The 17,978-nt window shown below is 35.7% G+C and carries 15 protein-coding genes and 1 tRNA gene; 7 read left to right on the top strand and 9 right to left on the bottom strand.

The features are described from left to right. Positions 1-139 precede the first annotated feature (139 nt). From surE to H599_RS0103095, 4 genes are read left to right on the top strand one after another with little or no spacing between them, the layout of a single operon-like run. Entirely contained in the window at positions 140-919 is a 780-nt protein-coding gene (gene surE, locus H599_RS0103110) for a 5'/3'-nucleotidase SurE (protein ID WP_026712781.1), read from the top strand. A 37-nt stretch (positions 920-956) separates the two neighbouring features. Further along, on the top strand, positions 957-2,072 hold the full coding sequence (gene lpxB / locus H599_RS0103105; RefSeq protein WP_026712780.1) for a lipid-A-disaccharide synthase: 1,116 nt from the start codon (positions 957-959) through the stop codon (positions 2,070-2,072). Next, entirely contained in the window at positions 2,065-2,565 is a 501-nt protein-coding gene (locus H599_RS0103100; RefSeq protein WP_026712779.1) for a C40 family peptidase, read from the top strand. The genes lpxB and H599_RS0103100 overlap by 8 nt, the downstream gene beginning before the upstream one ends. A gap of 38 nt (positions 2,566-2,603) precedes the next feature. Next, on the top strand, positions 2,604-4,631 hold the full coding sequence (locus tag H599_RS0103095) for a ComEC/Rec2 family competence protein (protein WP_026712778.1): 2,028 nt from the start codon (positions 2,604-2,606) through the stop codon (positions 4,629-4,631). 8 nt (positions 4,632-4,639) lie between these two features. Here the strand turns inward: H599_RS0103095 and H599_RS0103090 are convergent, their stop codons facing one another. The 3 genes from H599_RS0103090 to H599_RS0103080 all read right to left on the bottom strand — a co-directional run bounded on the left by H599_RS0103090 (position 4,640) and on the right by H599_RS0103080 (position 8,934). Beyond that, a complete protein-coding gene (locus H599_RS0103090; RefSeq protein ID WP_026712777.1) occupies positions 4,640-5,104 on the bottom strand; it encodes a thioredoxin family protein in 465 nt (154 codons plus the stop codon). A 45-nt stretch (positions 5,105-5,149) separates the two neighbouring features. After that, positions 5,150-6,691 (bottom strand): peptide MFS transporter, encoded by a 1,542-nt coding sequence (locus H599_RS0103085; RefSeq protein WP_026712776.1) that lies wholly within the window; start codon positions 6,689-6,691, stop codon positions 5,150-5,152. A gap of 74 nt (positions 6,692-6,765) precedes the next feature. Continuing rightward, positions 6,766-8,934 (bottom strand): S9 family peptidase, encoded by a 2,169-nt coding sequence (locus H599_RS0103080; RefSeq protein WP_026712775.1) that lies wholly within the window; start codon positions 8,932-8,934, stop codon positions 6,766-6,768. 179 nt (positions 8,935-9,113) lie between these two features. Between H599_RS0103080 and H599_RS0103075 the strand changes: the two genes are divergently transcribed. Next, a complete protein-coding gene (locus H599_RS0103075) occupies positions 9,114-10,433 on the top strand; it encodes a hydroxymethylglutaryl-CoA reductase, degradative (protein ID WP_026712774.1) in 1,320 nt (439 codons plus the stop codon). A gap of 29 nt (positions 10,434-10,462) precedes the next feature. Then, positions 10,463-11,386, top strand: a complete 924-nt coding sequence (locus H599_RS0103070) for a GYDIA family GHMP kinase (protein WP_026712773.1) — start codon at positions 10,463-10,465, stop codon at positions 11,384-11,386. 86 nt (positions 11,387-11,472) lie between these two features. Here H599_RS0103070 and H599_RS0103065 read toward each other — a convergent pair whose 3' ends face one another. The 6 genes from H599_RS0103065 to H599_RS0103040 all read right to left on the bottom strand — a co-directional run bounded on the left by H599_RS0103065 (position 11,473) and on the right by H599_RS0103040 (position 17,730). Beyond that, the gene (locus H599_RS0103065) at positions 11,473-13,572 is read right to left on the bottom strand and encodes a peptidylprolyl isomerase (protein ID WP_026712772.1); all 2,100 of its coding nucleotides are present in this window, start codon (positions 13,570-13,572) and stop codon (positions 11,473-11,475) included. Between the two features lie 107 nt (positions 13,573-13,679). Next, a complete protein-coding gene (locus tag H599_RS0103060) occupies positions 13,680-14,939 on the bottom strand; it encodes a hemolysin family protein (protein ID WP_026712771.1) in 1,260 nt (419 codons plus the stop codon). A 3-nt stretch (positions 14,940-14,942) separates the two neighbouring features. After that, the gene (locus tag H599_RS0103055) at positions 14,943-15,137 is read right to left on the bottom strand and encodes a hypothetical protein (protein ID WP_026712770.1); all 195 of its coding nucleotides are present in this window, start codon (positions 15,135-15,137) and stop codon (positions 14,943-14,945) included. Between the two features lie 18 nt (positions 15,138-15,155). Then, complete coding sequence (gene lptC / locus H599_RS0103050) at positions 15,156-15,710, bottom strand: LPS export ABC transporter periplasmic protein LptC (RefSeq protein WP_026712769.1); 555 nt, start codon at positions 15,708-15,710, stop codon at positions 15,156-15,158. A 39-nt stretch (positions 15,711-15,749) separates the two neighbouring features. Beyond that, positions 15,750-17,003 carry a membrane protein gene (locus H599_RS0103045; RefSeq protein ID WP_026712768.1) on the bottom strand — a complete coding sequence of 418 codons (1,254 nt, stop codon included), beginning with the start codon at positions 17,001-17,003 and terminating at the stop codon, positions 15,750-15,752. Next, positions 16,996-17,730, bottom strand: coding sequence for a type III pantothenate kinase (locus H599_RS0103040; protein ID WP_026712767.1), 735 nt, complete (start codon positions 17,728-17,730; stop codon positions 16,996-16,998). The genes H599_RS0103045 and H599_RS0103040 overlap by 8 nt, the downstream gene beginning before the upstream one ends. 99 nt (positions 17,731-17,829) lie before the next feature. Between H599_RS0103040 and H599_RS0103035 the strand changes: the two genes are divergently transcribed. Continuing rightward, positions 17,830-17,902 (top strand) — tRNA-Phe (locus H599_RS0103035). Positions 17,903-17,978: the final 76 nt, after the last annotated feature.

Raw genomic sequence — 17,978 nt, 5'->3', positions numbered from 1 at the left:
GGCTTCCATAATTTTTTGTTAAAGATATAAAATTGTTTTTTTCTTAATCCCAATAATCTGCCAACTGAATAAAATTTGTTTACTTTGTTTCAAATATGACTTTTTATCTGTCAAAAGTTCACAAAAATCATTCCTAAAAATGAAACAAAGCAAACCCTTAATTTTAATTACAAACGATGATGGTGTTTCGGCTCCGGGAATCAAAGCTCTAATTGATGTAATGTCCGAAATTGGCGAAATTGTAGTTGTTGCCCCTGATAAACCGCAAAGCGGCATGGGACATGCTATCACGACCAACGAGACTTTGTACCTGAATCCTATTTCGACCGAAAACGATCCGATTCGCATTTACAGTTGTTCCGGAACTCCCGCCGATTGTGTAAAAATTGCGGTTAACGAAGTTTTAAAACGAAAGCCGGATTTGTGTGTTTCAGGTGTAAATCACGGTTCCAATTCGTCGATAAACATCATTTATTCGGGAACGATGAGCGCCGCCATTGAAGCCGGAATTGAAGGAATTCCAGCGATTGGTTTCTCGCTTTTGGATTTTGACTGGAATGCTAATTTTGAAGAAATTAAACCGTACATCAAAAAAATAACTCTGGAAGCTTTAGAGAACAAACTTCCGAAAGACGTAGTTTTAAATGTAAATTTCCCCAAACTAAAAAAAGAAGAAATCAGGGGAATTAAAATTTGCCGTCAGGCTAAGGCTTTTTGGAAAGAATTATTCCACAAACGAAAAACGCCGCAGGGACGTGATTATTACTGGCTTTCGGGTGAATTTATAAATCAGGATCACGGCGAAGATACTGACGAGTGGGCATTGAAAAACGGTTACATTTCTGTTGTTCCTGTACAATTTGACCTGACCGCTTATCATGTCACACAACAACTCAACAGCTGGAATTGGAACGAATAATTCCAGTATTTTTACAGTTTTAAATTAAACAACAACAATGAAATACTACATTATAGCCGGAGAAGCCTCGGGTGATTTACACGGTTCCAACTTAATGAAAGCGCTGCTTAAACAGGATTCTAATGCCGAAATCCGTTTTTGGGGCGGCGACTTGATGCAGGCTGCCGGCGGAACTTTGGTCAAACATTATCGGGATTTGGCTTTTATGGGATTTGCAGAAGTATTGTTTAATTTGAAAACCATTTTAAACAATATCAAGTTTTGCAAAGAAGACATTCTTCAATTCCAACCTGATGTCATTATTTTTATTGATTATCCCGGTTTTAATATGCGTATTGCGCAATGGGCAAAAGAAAAAGGCATCAAAACCCATTATTATATTTCGCCACAAATTTGGGCCTGGAAAGAAAACCGCATCAAAGCCATCAAAAGAGATGTGGACAAAATGTATGTGATTTTGCCTTTTGAAAAAAACTTTTACGAAGACAAACACCATTATCCGGTGGAATTTGTGGGACATCCGCTAATTGATGCGATTCAGAATCAAAAAACAATTGACATTACCACTTTTAAAGCAGAAAATAATCTAAACGAAAAACCTATCATTGCCTTACTTCCCGGCAGCCGGAAACAGGAAATTACTAAAATGCTTTCGCTAATGCTGAGTGTGGTGGACGATTTTCCTGATTACCAATTTGTAATTGCAGGTGCTCCCAGTCAGGAATATGATTTTTACAAGGACTTTATTACAAAAAATAATATCAAATTCATTTCGAACAAAACTTATGATTTGTTAAAAATAGCTCATGCTGCCTTAGTCACTTCGGGAACAGCGACTTTAGAAACAGCACTTTTTAAGGTTCCGGAAGTGGTTTGTTACCGTGGAAACTGGATTTCGTACCAAATTGCCAAACGCATTATTACCTTAAAATACATTTCTTTAGTCAACTTGATTATGGACAAAGAAGTTGTAACCGAATTAATTCAGGATGCCTGCAATACTAAAAACATAAAAAAAGAGTTAACTAAAATATTAGATCCGGAATACCGAAAGAATCTTTTGACTAACTATGATCTTTTAGAACAAAAATTAGGCGGAACCGGAGCCAGCGAAAAAACAGCCCAATTAATTATTGCCGATTTGAATGCGTAACACCAGTCTCTTAAAACCGTTATTTACTTTAATTTTTATTTCAATTCTTTTTGCTTCCTGTAAATCAGCTTCGGGAATAAACAGCAACACCAGAAACCGTAATCATCTGGCGGAAGAAATCATCCACTCGGCTTCCGAAAACATTGGCGTTCCTTATAAATATGCCGGAACTACCAAGGCCGGATTTGACTGTTCGGGATTGGTTTTTACAACCTTTAACCAATTTGACATTAAACTTCCCAGAAGCTCGTATGAACAGGCAAAAATTGGCACCGACTTAGGGAAAAATGTTTCAAAAGCACAAAAAGGTGATTTGATATTTTTCAAAACCAATAACCGAAATCGGATTAATCACGTAGGAATTATTGTTGACACCAAAGATGACGAACTGCAATTTATCCATGCTTCAACTTCCAGAGGCGTTATAATTTCCTCAACCAAAGAAGCTTATTACGAAAAAGCTTTTGCTCAACTAAACAGAATTCTGCCTTAAAAAAACTTTTTGTTGCCGAAAATTCGTACTTTAGAATTATGAAAGTACTGCAATATCCTTTGGCAAAAATTACAATGGGTTTCTTATCAGGAATCCTGTTTGCTTTTTATTGGCAAGCGGATATTTATCTGGTCTTTAGCACATTATTGTTGCTATTAATGGTAGCGGCTATTTTATTTTTTGGAGCACGAAATATCAAAAAAAGTAAACTCTTTTTTTCGCTCCTCTCCTACGCGATTTCTTTTTTAACTGGAATGAGCAGCTTGATCATTCAAACTGAGGCTTTCCGGAAAGACAATTACAGCAATCTAATATCGGTTTTTGAAAAAGAATCCAAAATAAATCTGGTAATCAGAGAAAAACTAAAAAGTTCTCCGTACCATCAGCGGTATATTGCTGTAATTCAAGCCATCGACCACAAAAAATACAGCGGTCGCATTTTACTGAATCTTCCTAAAGAAACGATACCAAATTCATTCCGGGTGGGAACAATTATGGAAATTGAAGGTCATTTGCAAAAAAACCGAAAACCGGACAATCCCATGCAGTTTGATTATGGCAACTACCTGAACAAGAAACAAATTTACGCTCAACTATACAGCACTCCGGAACATCTTAAAATTGGAATCCATCTTCAAAAAGACATTTGGTTTTACATTGCTCAAATCAGAACCGGAATAATCTCCAACTTAGAGCACCGCGCTTTTAATGCAAATGCTCTTGCGGTTGCATCAGCCCTTATTTTAGGGCAACGCCAGGAACTTTCTTCTGAAATTATTCAGGATTACCAATATGCCGGAGCTATTCATATTTTATCGGTTTCAGGTTTACATGTAGGATTTATTTTCCTGTTCCTTAATTTTATACTCAAACCCATTCCAAATCATCAAAAAGGTGTCACCATCAAACTGACAATAGTCCTGACAAGCTTATTTTTATTTGCGTTGCTTGCCGGATTATCCCCTTCAATTGTTCGTTCAGTCACAATGTTTTCCTTTATGGCAATCGGTTTATACCTACGGAGAGGTGTCAATATTTTTCACACTTTGTTCGTTTCAATGCTGATAATATTGCTTTTTGAACCTTACTTTTTATTCGATGTTGGATTCCAACTGAGTTATCTTGCCGTATTTTTTATTGTTTGGTTTCAGCCGGTTTTGGCTTCTTTTTGGAAACCTGAAAATAAAATCACAAAATACTTTTGGGATATTCTAAGTGTTTCAATTGCGGCTCAACTGGGCACACTTCCTCTGAGTTTGTATTATTTTCATCAATTCCCGGGATTATTTTTTGTTACCAATTTGATTGTTATCCCTTTACTCAGCCTGATTATGTTTGTTGGAATTATTGTAATGTTTCTGGCAGCATTAGGACTCACTCCTTTTTGGCTTCTAAAAGCTTTTGAATGGAGTATTCTTTCCCTTAATAAAATTATTAACGGAATTGCTTCTTTAGAAAATTTTATCATCAAAGACATTCCTTTCAACTTTTATCTGGTTATTAGTAGTTATCTGCTTATTTGTACGATTATCATCTGGCTCACAAAACCTCATTTTAAAAGACTTTTGACGCTTTTATCTGCAATACTCTTTTTCCAGCTCATACTATTATTCAATCATTGGCAGATTCAAAATCAGAACGAATGGATTGTTTTGAATGCAAAAAGAAGAACAATCCTTGTAGAACGACATGGACAGAAAGTCTTTCTGTATTCCAATGACAGTTTGATCAAAAACCACAAACTCCTGAAAAGCTATTTAACGGGGAACTTTAGCCATTTGGTAAAACAACAAAAACTCCAACATACCGCTTATTTTAAAGGCACTAAGATTTTGATTTTGGACAGTCTTGGACTTTTTCCAAAAAATTGCAAGCCTGACATTATCCTGCTTACACAAACTCCAAAAATCAATATTGACCGAATGTTACGCACCTTAAAACCTAAATTGCTTATTGCCGATGGTTCTAATTATAAATCTGTTTTAACGCATTGGGAAAGCAGTTGCCGGAAACAAAAAATCCCTTTTCATGCTACTGCCGAAAAGGGATATTTCCAATTAAAGTAAAGATACTTTTATTTCTGATTTAAAATTCCATTGGCTACTTCCAGCCAGGCTACCGGACCTCCGGGAACATAACCTGTTTTTCCAAGTCCCTGAAAATTTATTTTACCATCTTCACGAGTGGAAGCTGTAGCAAAATAAACGGTTGGGTAACCCTGCACACCAAAGGCATTTTGCAATTCGTAATTTTGTTTTTTAACCTCTTGGGTTTGAGGTACGCTTCTTGGATAATCCAATTCAACCAAAACTACTTTTTCTTTTGCCCATTTAATGAACTCCGGCGTTAACAAAACTTCTTTTTGCAAACGAATACACCAACCACACCAGTCACTTCCTGTAAAAAACAACAGCAATGGTTTGTGTTCTTTGTTCCCAATAGCAATTGCTTCCTTAACATCAGTATGCCATTTGAGTTCCTGAGCCTGAGTTACAACCAGACCTAAAAAGAAAACAGCAATTAAATATATTTTTTTCATAATTGTTTTTTTTAAAATAACAAAAACAATATTAGTGAAATAAAATTAATTTACACCATGCATTAACTTTTTCATCACAGGTGTTAACAACAACATGATTACTCCTAATCCTATTGGAATAATCGTAAAAATCAAAAAGAATGTTGACAAGCTGTACTCCTGACTAATCGTTTCAATTAAACCTCCCATAGAACCGGCTAATTTATTCCCCATTCCTAAAAACAGATAATACACTCCAAACATAATGCCAATCCAGCTGGCCGGAATTAATTTACTGATATATGACAAACTCACCGGAGAAATACACAATTCTCCCAAAGTATGGAATAAATAAGCCGCAATAAGCCAAACCATACTTACACGCACCACAGAATCAGTGCTAATACCCATACTTCCGTAAGCCAAAAATCCGAAACCTAGCCCTAACAAAGTTAAACCAAGTCCAAATTTCATTGGTCCGGAAATATTATACTTACTTTCCCACCATTTTGAGAAAAAAGGAGCAAAACAAATAATGAATAAAGAGTTTAAAATTCCAAACCAGGAAGCCGGCACTTCGGCTTCTGTTGCTGAGAAATCCCTGTTGATTTTCCAAATTACAATTCCCCAGATAATGATAAAACTCAATGCCAGAATACTGTTTCCTAATGCGTATTCTTTTACCGTTTTGGAGAATAATTTCACTAAAACATAACTAATAACCAATAATGGCATAATAGTCAATAAAGCATCCACAATCTTGAAAGTCCAGGCAGCATTCCCAAACAATTCTCTTTGGGTAAATTTTTCTGCAAAAATAGTCATCGAACCTCCGGCCTGTTCAAAAGAAGCCCAGAAGAAAACCGAAAAAACCGAAAAGATAACCACTGCGATGATTCGGTCACGAATAATATGTGGCGCATCATTTTCCTGTGCTTCCTTCTCTTTAATCGCTTTTTTAGTTTCGGCTGTTGGTGGCAATCCAATATTTCCAAAAATATTTTGTGTAAAATAAAATTGTAACATTCCAAAAAACATAAAGATTCCGGCTAAACCAAAACCTAAACTCCAGGACACTTTTTCGCCAATATATCCGCAAAGCATAATCCCTAAAAAAGCTCCGGCATTTACTCCCATATAAAACAACGAATAAGCTCCATCTTTTTTTTCCGGGTGTTTAGCATAAGCATTTGAAATAATAGAAGTCATATTAGGCTTAAAAAAACCATTCCCTATCATTAAACAAACGATACCAATATATAAAAACGTCGGGGTTTCAATTGCCATCGAAGCATGTCCTAAGGTCATAATCAAAGCTCCAATAACTACAGCACGACGGTAACCCAAAAAGCGATCGGCTAAATAACCTCCAATAATTGGTGTAAAATAAACCACCATGGTGTAGGTTCCGTACAAAGCCATAGCATCTTCTACATTCCATGCCCAACCTCCATCTGCGATTGAAGTTGTTAAGAATAAAACCAACAATGCGCGCATTCCGTAATAAGAAAAACGCTCCCACATTTCGGTGAAGAAAAGCACAAATAAACCTGCCGGATGTCCCAGAACAGATTTTTTAAAAAAATCATTTTGATTGTCTTGATTCATAAACTTCAATATTAAATTTTTCTTTCTTTCTATTTTTATCGCGAATATTTTAAAACTAAATATCTTTCCGTGAGCTACAAATTTTCATGAATAAAATTGGTTATCTTATTAAATAACTGAATGCGCGTCATTCCCCCGTAAATTCCGTGATTGCAATCCGGATAAATTTGAGATTCAAATTGTTTATTAGCCTGAATTAAAGCCGACATCATTTGCATTGTATTTTGCAAATGCACATTATCATCGGCGCTACCATGAATCAAAAGATATTTTCCCTTTAATTGTTTGGCAAAATTAATCGGCGAATTATCGTCATAACCTCCCGCATTTTCCTGGGGTGTTTGCATGTATCTTTCGGTATAAACCGAATCATAAAAACGCCAGTTAGTCACCGGAGCCACCGCAACAGCCATTTTAAAAATATCATTCCCTTTCAAAATACAATTAGAAGCCATAAAACCACCAAAAGACCATCCGAAAATTCCAATTCTGTTTTTGTCCACATAAGGATAATTCCCTATTGTTTTAGCAGCATCAATCTGATCTTCCACTTCATATTTGCCCAATTGTAGCTGTGTTACTTTTTTAAAAGCAGCCCCCTTAAAACCGGTTCCGCGTCCATCCACACAAACCACAATATACCCCTGCTGCGCCAGCATCATGTACCAATAATCATCAATCGTATTCCATTTATTAGCTACCTGTTGTGAACCAGGTCCCGAATACTGTGTCATGAAAACCGGATATTTTTTGTTGGCATCAAAATCCTTAGGTTTTAAAATCCAGGTATTTAATTCGTTGCCTTTCTCGGTTTTTAACACAAAGAATTCTTTTTGAGGCAAATTAAAGCTTTTCAAACCGGAACTAAGTGCCGTATTATTTTCAATAACTTTTAATTCTTTCCCGGATTTAGTTTCATTTAAAGTATAAGTTGTAGGCTGACTGGCACTTGAAAAGGTCTGAATAAAATAACTAAAATCCGCACTAAAAGTAGCTTCATACGTTCCTGTTCCATTTGACAAAGCCACTTTATTATTTCCTTTCAACCCTATTTTATAGATAGCTCTGTTTATCGAACCATTTTCCGTTGACTGATAAAAAAGTGTATTTGTCTTTTCATCCAATCCGTAAAAAGAAGTTATTTCCCAGTTTCCTTTGGTTAGCTGATTTTTTAATTTGCCGTTTTTATCATAATAATAAATATGATTAAAACCGTCTTTTTCGCTGGTCCAAATAAAACTATTGTCTTTTAAAAAGGTTAAATTATCGGTTACATCAATATAAGCTTTGTCTTTTTCGTTCAAAACAACTTTTGCACCAGCTGTTGTCCCGTCAATAAAAAGTAAATCCAAATTATCCTGATGGCGGTTTAAAATCTGAGCCGATAAAACATTCGCATCATTAGTCCATTGCAGTCTGGCAATATAAAAATCGGAGTAATTACTTAGATTGACTTTTTGCGTTTGCTGGGAATTAATATCACAAATATGAAGAGAAACTTCGGAGTTTCTTTCTCCGGCTTTTGGATACTTAAAAGTTACCATCTGTGGATACAAACTTTCTCCGTAAACCGGCATAGAAACTTCCGGAACCTGAGACTCATCAAATCGGATGTACGCAATTTTCTTACTGTCTTTGGACCAGTCAAAAGCTCTCACGAAAGCAAACTCCTCTTCGTAAACCCAATCACAAATCCCGTTGATTACGGCATTTTTAACTCCGTCTTTGGTAATTTGAATTGTATTTTTAGAGGCAATATCATATACAAACAAATTATTATCACGGGCAAAAGCTATCTTTTTGCCATCAGGAGAAAAAGTAGGTTCCTGAATTTGAAAATCAAATAATTTGGTTATTTGCTTATTTGAAAGATCATATAAATAGTAATCGGCAGTAAAAGAGTGACGGTACATAGCATTCGAATTACAAGCCAGCAATATCATTTTTTCATCTGCATCAAAACTATAACTGTCCACCATTGGCATTCCCTGATGGGACTGTGTATCGATAAAAGTTGCCACTTTTTGAAGATTTGCAAAATCATACAAATCTATTTGTGTAGATCGGGTTGTGGGTACATAATTTAAAACGGTATATTGATTGCTTTTCTTCAGCGCCTGCAATTCATCCATATCCTGAGTTCTAAATCGCCCTCTGTAAATGGATTCTACGGTGATATTTTGTTGTCCAAATGCGACAACACCAATAAAAAACAAAACAAATGGATACAATTTATACTTCATAAACTTATACTCTAATTAAAATCTATTCAATTTTAATAAAAAAATAACAATAACACTTCATTTAACACCTAAAAATACATTTCGTAAATTACTACAATCTCATTATTGACACTAAATTAATGGCAAATAAAGGCTGTAAAACGTATATTTGCCGCTCATTACTTTATAATTCATTGAAAATGAACAAAGCCGTAACAGGATTCTCAAAACTATCAAAAGAAGAAAAAATAAGCTGGATTGCCTCTACCTATTTTTCTAATCCCGGGAACACTATTCAATTATTAAAAAAATACTGGAACAGTGACGAGAAACTTCAAAAACTACATGATGAATTCATAGAAAACACCATCAGTAACTTCTATATTCCGCTGGGAGTAGCTCCAAATTTCGTCATTAACGAAAAAAATTATACCATTCCAATGGCAATTGAGGAAAGTTCGGTGGTGGCCGCCGCTTCCAAATCGGCTAAATTTTGGGCAACAAGAGGAGGCTTTAAAGCAACTGTTCTGAACACCGAAAAAATTGGCCAGGTTCATTTTATTTACAAAGGGGACATTTCGAAATTAGAGCTATTCTTTGCTCAAACCAAGTCCAAATTTTTCTCAGAAACCGAAAGTCTGACCAAAAACATGCAACAACGTGGCGGCGGAATTCTGGACATCACTTTGGAAGACAAAACCCAATTGTTGCCAAATTATTTCCAACTACATGCTACTTTTGAAACCAAAGACAGCATGGGAGCTAATTTTATCAACTCCTGTTTGGAACAATTTGCTACAATTTTAAAAACAGAAGCACTGGCTTACGAACTTTTTTCGGAAAAAGAAAAAAACATCGAAGTAGTGATGAGTATTCTTTCGAATTATGTCCCAAACTGCATTGTCAGAGCCGAAGTTTCCTGTCCGATTGAAGCATTAGCCGAAAAACATATCCCGGATCCGCAGGCTTTTGCCGAACGTTTTGTTCAGGCGGTTCAAATTGCCGAAGCAGAACCTTTTCGCGCTGTTACTCACAACAAAGGAATCATGAACGGTATTGATGCCGTAATTTTAGCCACTGGAAATGATTTCAGAGCCGTTGAAGCCGGTGTCCACGCTTATGCCGCTAAAAAGGGACAATACAGCAGTTTATCACATGCTAAAACAGAAAACGGGATTTTTAGTTTCTGGATCGAAGTTCCTTTAGCCTTAGGGACCGTCGGCGGATTGACAACTTTGCATCCTTTGGTGAAATTATCATTAGAAATGTTGGAAAACCCTTCGGCCAAAGAACTCATGGAAATTGTAGCCGTAGCCGGACTAGCACAAAACTTTGCCGCTTTGCGTTCTTTAACCACTACAGGAATTCAGGACGGACACATGAAAATGCATCTGAACAACATTTTAAACCAATTAGAAGCCACCAACGAAGAACGTCATTTGGTACAAAAACACTTTAAAAACCATGTAGTTTCACATAGTGGTGTGGTAAATTTTGTAAATGATTTAAGGAAAAAATAAGTTTCTCCAAAGAATAACCCAATTCGTAAATGGATACAAAACAAACTTTTTACAGCAACGGAAAATTATTAATTACTGCCGAATACCTGGTTTTAGACGGCGCAAAAGCATTGGCTTTGCCTACAAAATTTGGTCAAAATTTAATTGTAGAAAAAAATAACACTGCACAAATCAGTTGGAAAAGCTACGATGCTGATGGCAGTATTTGGTTTGAAGACAATATTAGCTTTACTGAAATAGAAAAACCCAGTACGACCGATGAGGAATCGATTAGAAAAACTTTAATCAAAATTTTGCACGAAGCTTTTCTTTTAAATCCGGATTTTATAAAAGAAAACACGGGTTACCAAATCACCACCGAATTGACTTTTCCAAAAAAATGGGGATTAGGCACTTCGTCAACGCTTATCAATAATATTGCCCAATGGCTCCAAATTGACGCTTTTACTTTATTAGAAAACAGTTTTGGCGGCAGCGGATACGATATTGCCTGTGCGCAGAATGACAGCCCGATTATCTATCAACGAAAATCAGGAAAACCAAAAGTAGAAACCATACATTACCACCCTAATTTTACGGACAGTATTTATTTTGTGTATTTGAATAAAAAACAAAGCAGCAAAACAGCTATTGCCAATTATCAAAGAAACAAAACCTCAGATAACGAAAAAAACATTGCTAAAATTGACAAACTGACTCAGGAAATCATTCACGCAAAAACAACTCATGCTATGGCAGCTTCCATCGCCAAACACGAAGCTATTATGAGCACCATTTTAGAAACCAATACCGTTAAAGAAGATTTGTTTTCTGATTTTATTGGCGAAATAAAAAGCCTTGGTGCCTGGGGCGGCGATTTTATCATGGTGCTATCCGAAATTAATCCAAAAACCTATTTTATTTCCAAAGGATACCAAACTGTCATTCCTTACAAAGACATAATTTTAGAATAATTTAAAACCAAGCATATAAAAAAAATGTCCCGATTGTTATCGGGACATTTTTTATGAAATTAAAATTAATCTATACTATAAAAATTCTAGAAATTAAATTGCTTTCTGTTATCTTTAATATCAGCAATATCTTTAAGAGCCGGTAAAACTCTGTTTACATCAGCCGCAGATTGCGCTTTTACTTTTGCCACATAAGGAGCTACATCTTTTACAGCCGGAGCTTTCGCAATACTAATTGTTTTCACCACATAAACTCCTGTATTTCCTTCGATAGGCGCCGACATTTTGTTAGCAGCCAAAGCAAATGCATTCCCAACTACTCTTGGTTCCTGGCCTACCCCTCCGTTTAATACCGGATTATCTAAGGTAACATTCGTAGCCTGTTCTACTTTACTTCCAGTTGCTTTAGCGATAGCCTCTAAAGAAGAAGCTGTCATTTTAGCTTTCAACATTTCAGCTTTTTTCGCTTTTTTCAATTTTGACTCAATAAACGGTCTTACCTGTTCTATCGGAGCTAATCCTGAATCGTCAATGTTTTTCACCGTAGCAATTACATGACCTAAATTAGCTACTTCAAAACGTTTTACCGAACCTACTTTAGTATCGTCATCAAAAGCCCATCTTACAATAGCTCTTTGATTTCCTAACGGACCAAAATTTTCATCCAAAGCCCCTACAGTTACAGCCGGAGCAACCGTTAACTTCATTTCTTTAGCTACTTTTTTGAAATCATTATCAGCAGCTTCCATTTCAAATTTAGTTGCCTGAGTAAACACTTTATCAGAAGTAGCTTCTGAAGCTTCTAATTTTTGAGCTACAGTTGCCAAACGAATTCCATCTTGTTTATCGGTAATTTTAATAATATGGAATCCAAAAGGAGTTTCTACCATACCAATTTTTCCAATTCCGTTATTAAACACAAAATCATTGAAGTTTTTCACCATTTGACCAGGTCCGAAATAACCTAAATCACCACCTTGTTGTGCAGATGAATCATCAGAATATTGGAAAGCCAACATCATAAAACTATCCGGATTAGCCATTACCTGAGCTAACACTTCTTCTGCTTTTGCTTTTGCTTCTTCTTTCGTTCTTTTCTCTCTTTGGTTAGGAACCTGAGCTCCTTCATAACTAATTAAGATATGACTTGCTTTAGCATTCACACCTAATTTTTTACCCAAAGATCTTGAAATACAGTAGTAGTCTCCAAAAACATACGGTCCGTAAACCTGCCCCGGAGCTAAGTTAAATAACTGATCAGCATCAACAGCCGGTAAATCTTTCTTAGCTACATAAGTAGAATCATAAGGAATATCCGAATTCGCATTTACAAATTCGATTGGGTTAGCTGTAGTTCTAAAACCAGCCAAAGTATCATTTTTACCAGTTGCCTGATTGTAAACCACACTTCCTGACAACAAACTGCTGATTTTAGCTTTTACCTCAGCAATATCTTCTTTAGAAGCTTTGTCTTCTACTAAAACATATTCAATAGAGCGAGATTCCTCCGCTTTATATCTTTTATCGTCTTTCTTCATGTAGTCTAAAATCTCAGCATCAGTAACTTTTACATCACTGTCTTTGATAGAAGAATACATAGCTCCAACGTAAGAGAAATTAGCCTTATTAGCTTCCATTTCGTATTTCAATTTCCCTTCGGCTTTTGTAGTATATGAAGCCGATCTTACCAAAGTGCTGTAAATTTGGTATTTAGCATTCAATTCAGCGTCTTTTTCTCTTTCTTTAAGGAATTCAGCCTGAGCAGGATTAGCTTTGAAGTATTCTTTAAATTTAGCCAAATCAAACATTCCCGCAGCATTTAAGAACATAGGATTTTGACCAATATTTTGATCAGATTTTAAGATTTCAATAATGTGTTTTTCACCTACTCTTAATCCTAATTTTTCAAATTCAGAAGTTAATAAAGCTACAGAAACTTCCTGTTCCCATACTCTATTTGCCGCAGCTGTTGCAGTGATCCCCTGACCACTTTTTTCAACATTACTTACTTTAATTCTAAAATCCTCAAACGAAATATCTTTTCCGTTGATGCTTCCTACATCTTTCGAAGTACTGCTAAAGCTACCGCTTTTGAACAAATCTCCGATGATGAATGCAAATAAAGCTAGCGCAATAACTGCAATCATTAAAGCAGATCGTTGTCTAATTTTTGATAAAACTGCCATTTTTATTGTTGTTAATTTTATATTCAGTTTGCGAAAATACAATTATCTCGCTAATAACAATACAAGTAACGTTTTATTTTAAAAGATTTTTCACTTTTCTAAAAAAATCACTCTTTTACCGTCATTTTTACTAATTCGATTTTTTTGTTGGTCGCCTCTTCTATCACAAAATGATAGTTCCCAATGGTGATTACATCTCCTTTTTGCGGGATTTCTTTGGTAAAATCGACAATAAATCCACCTAAAGTTCCGTAAGAATCACTTTCCGGAATTTGAAATTTATAGGTTTGATTTAAATATTCCACATCAAAACGGGTCGAAAAGAGATATACATTTTCTTCCAATTCTTTCTCTATTAATTCCTCATCCGAATCGTGTTCGTCTTCAATTTCACCAAAAAGCTCTTCCACAATATCTTCCACGGTAATAATTCCCGAAGTTCCGCCGTATTCATCCAAAACCACCGCGACACTTTTTCGCTTTTTAATCAGCAAATCCATGACATCTTTGATAAAAATAGTTTCCGGAACAAATTCGACCGCAATCACCACCGATTTTATTTTTTTAGGTTTTTTGAACAAATCGAATGAATGCACGTAACCTACCATCTCATCCAAAGAATTTTCGTAAACCATAATTTTAGAATAACCGGTTTCCACAAATAATTCTTTTAATTCCGAAACCGAATCAAACAAATCCACAGCCACAATTTCCGTACGCGGCGTCATAATATCACGCGCTTTCACTCCTGAAAACTCTAAGGCATTTTGAAAAATCTGGATTTCCGAATCCACTTCTTCATCATCTTCCACCGTACTCATTTGTTCGGTAATATAATTCCCTAATTCTACTTTGGAAAAATACAATTGCACCTGATCGCCTTCGGTTTTAAAAAATCGTTTTAAAACAAAATCAGAAACCCACATGAAGAAGGACGAAATAAAATAAAACAACAGGTAAAAAAAGTAAGCCGGAACGGCAAAAAACTTAATTAAGGTATTGGAATAAATTTGAAAAAAAACCTTCGGAAAAAACTCCGCCGTAATCAAAACTATCAAAGTGGAAAGTGAGGTTTGAACAAACAAACTCACCACATCAGAAAATGGATAACTAAACGATTTTATCCATCCCATCAAAAGATCGCCCATAAAAAAACCATACACAACCAGGGCAATATTATTCCCGACGAGCATGGCCGCGATAAACTTAGAAGGTTTCTCGGTAAGTTTAGTTAAAATTTTAGAAACAAATCCTTCCTGTTTTTTTTCAATTTCAAGATAAATTCGGTTCGAGGAGACGAAAGCAATTTCCATCCCCGAAAAAAAAGCAGACAGTATTAGGCATAATATGATAATCCCAATTTCCATACATTAGGATTTTGGGTTACGGTTTTGCATTTTTTTAGCAAAATTTCTTCTGAAGAAAAACATAAAAACACCTAAAGCTGCAATGAAAAGACTCAAATAAGGCGTTTCATTAGGCTCATTCCATTTTTCGTAAGCATCGTAAACAAAAAAAGCGGCAAAAACTAAATAAAAATAAGGGGTATATTTTAAATAACTCATGGTATAATAAATTAAAAATTATTCGGCGGTAAGTACTTCACCGGTTATTCTTTGCGAATTAATCACTTTAAAGTCTTTACTAAAGTCAATTCCCTGACCGTTAGAACCTCCTTTTAAATCGGTAAATTTATATTTTCTCTCGGTAAAAAACCATTCATTTTTCTGGTCAAAATACAATTGCTCGGTTTCCAGCATCTGTCCGTCCTGAGAAACAATTTTTACTTTTCCCTGCAAATCGATGATATGGGTAAACTTGTACGAAATCGCGTAATTAGCGGTGATATGCGTTTTTTTGGCTTTGCTATCATAAACCGTCACATCAATTCCATTTGGAAATTCGGTAAACGGAAAATCCACCGCAGCATAATCCAACATTTTAGAACTTACTAAGACTGCTTTAATCAAACCCGAATCGGTATATTTCAGATTCACATTATCAGCATCACCTGTTGGGGTAAATTCGGTAAAATTATTTTGCTGAACTTTTTTAAAATTACTTTCACACCCAAAAAAGAGAGTCACGGCTATCGCCATGACTGCTATAAAAAATTTGTCTTTTTTTAATAAAAACATAAACAAGTACTACTAATTACAACTATTAGCATGGATTGATTAATCATACTTTCTCTTCACAAACCATCTGTCGTTTAACGAAAGTCCTACACTAAATTTAGCATAATTTTCCTGAATTAAACCTGCCGAAGTTGTTCCGCGTTTTCCAAATTCAAATCCAAAATTCACATTAGAAAAACTCCCTGTAATTGGCAATCCAAATCCTAAACTAAAACCTTTATCCTTAATTGATTCTGAATTCACAACCAATCCCGTTTCTTCATATTTCAAACCGGCTCTGTAAACCACTCTCTTGAAATATCCGGAAAAAGCACCGTAATTAGGAATAAAATAACCTCCAATACTATACTTCATTGCTTTTTCATACGATACATTTGGAGCTGCGTTATAGGTATTTTCTAAATCACCTTTACTTGCTGAGATAACCTGAGCACCTACCAACCATTTTTTTGATTCTCCAATTCCCAAACCAAATTTCAATTCGCCAGGCAACGTCAGGTTTTTTCTGTAACTATCATCACCTTCTGCTTGTACAATTGAATAATCATAACCTGAACTATAACTGATTGTAGCAATATTTCGGGTATTACGAGAAGCTAATTTACTTTCAAATCGGTAACTCAAACTACTAAACAACGTTAATTTCTTAGCTAATTTAGCCTGGTACATCGCCCCGAAAGTAAAGTTCACTCCGGATAAATCGGCTTTATTCAATTCACGACTTCCGGTAGACACACCATTTATTGCCTTAATATTAGTTGCTTCAATTGTTCCAAAATTATAATCTACACTGGCGCCAAAATTAAGATGAGGCAAAAGTTTATAAGAAGCTGCAAAAAACGCTTTATTCATTCCACCATTCCCCTTGTATTCTTCAAGTTTCGTAATATCTTCAACAGTTGTTATTTCTCTTATTTTATAACCCACAGAAGAATACGGAATTAAACCAAAGCCAACGCCTAATTTTCCCATTGGCAAACCAACCGCCAAATAATCAAAAGTGGTTCTCTTTGCTTTTTCAGAACTGCTTTCGTTTTTCAAAGTAGTTAAATTATAAGTCCCTCCTACGGTAAAAGTAGTCAACTTCAAATTAGAGAAACTCGCCGGATTATCCAAATTGATATGAATACTATCCTGCTCTACCTGAATTCCGGCCATCGAACGACTTTCTATAGTTCCTTTAAACCGGACATCTCCAATTCCGTAAAAAGAATAAGGAGACGAAGTTCCTTCCTGAGCAAAAGACACTACTGAAAAAAGCAAGCAAAGACCTGATATAATTTTTTTAATCATTGTTGATTGTGTATTGAAATGTTTGGTTCAAACTCTCCAAAAGGAAATTTGAATTGGCAAATATGGTATTTTTTAATCGTTTAGCCAAAAAATCTGCATCACCACCCGTTAAAATTATGATAATTTTCGGATAGACTGCCTTATATTCCTCTATAAAACCATCAATCTCATAGACCAAGCCGTTTACCACACCCGAATGCATCGACGAAGCTGTCGATTTTCCGATAAACGTTTCCGGGCTTTTTAAAGTCAGTAACGGAAGTTTTGCCGTATAATGATGCATCGATTCGTAGCGCAAACGCAATCCCGGCGAAATAGCACCTCCCTGATACACATTATGTTCATCGACAAAATCATAGGTAACACAGGTACCAGCATCTATCACTAACCGATTTTGACCCGGGTACAACAAAGTTGCTCCGGCAGCCAGCACCATGCGATCAATTCCCAGTGTTTTAGGTGTTCCGTAATTATTTACAAACGGAAACACATCTTCATGAGAAACAAAATGTACTTTTAGTCTATTCTCGAATTTCCGAAAAGCTTGCATTTCGACCTCTCCCACCGAAGAAACCACTAAAGTTACAACCAATGGAAAATCTGCTATAATTTTTTGAACATTTCCCTGAAGCCTCTCTTTTTCAAAAACAAAGCTTCCCAAAATAGTATCTCCCTCAAAAACAACAGCTTTAATTCGGGTATTCCCCACATCAATGGCTAGTATCATATTTCTCATTTTGATGTCACGAAGATACAAATAGATTTTTTCTTAAAATTGTTTTGCATATATTAAAAATGGTTCTATATTTGCACCCGCAACAAGCACGGTACCTTAGCTCAGATGGTAGAGCAATGGACTGAAAATCCATGTGTCCCTGGTTCGATCCCTGGAGGTACCACAAAACCCGAATTCTAAGAATTCGGGTTTTTTGTTTTTATAGGTCTTGAAAAAGTTATGGAACGCTGATGATGGAT

Origin of the sequence: Flavobacterium daejeonense DSM 17708, from assembly GCF_000425425.1 — a bacterium.
GTDB classification, from domain to species: domain Bacteria; phylum Bacteroidota; class Bacteroidia; order Flavobacteriales; family Flavobacteriaceae; genus Flavobacterium; species Flavobacterium daejeonense.
The sequence above is the reverse complement of the archived record's forward strand: the minus strand, read 5'-3'. Positions and strand labels throughout refer to the sequence as shown.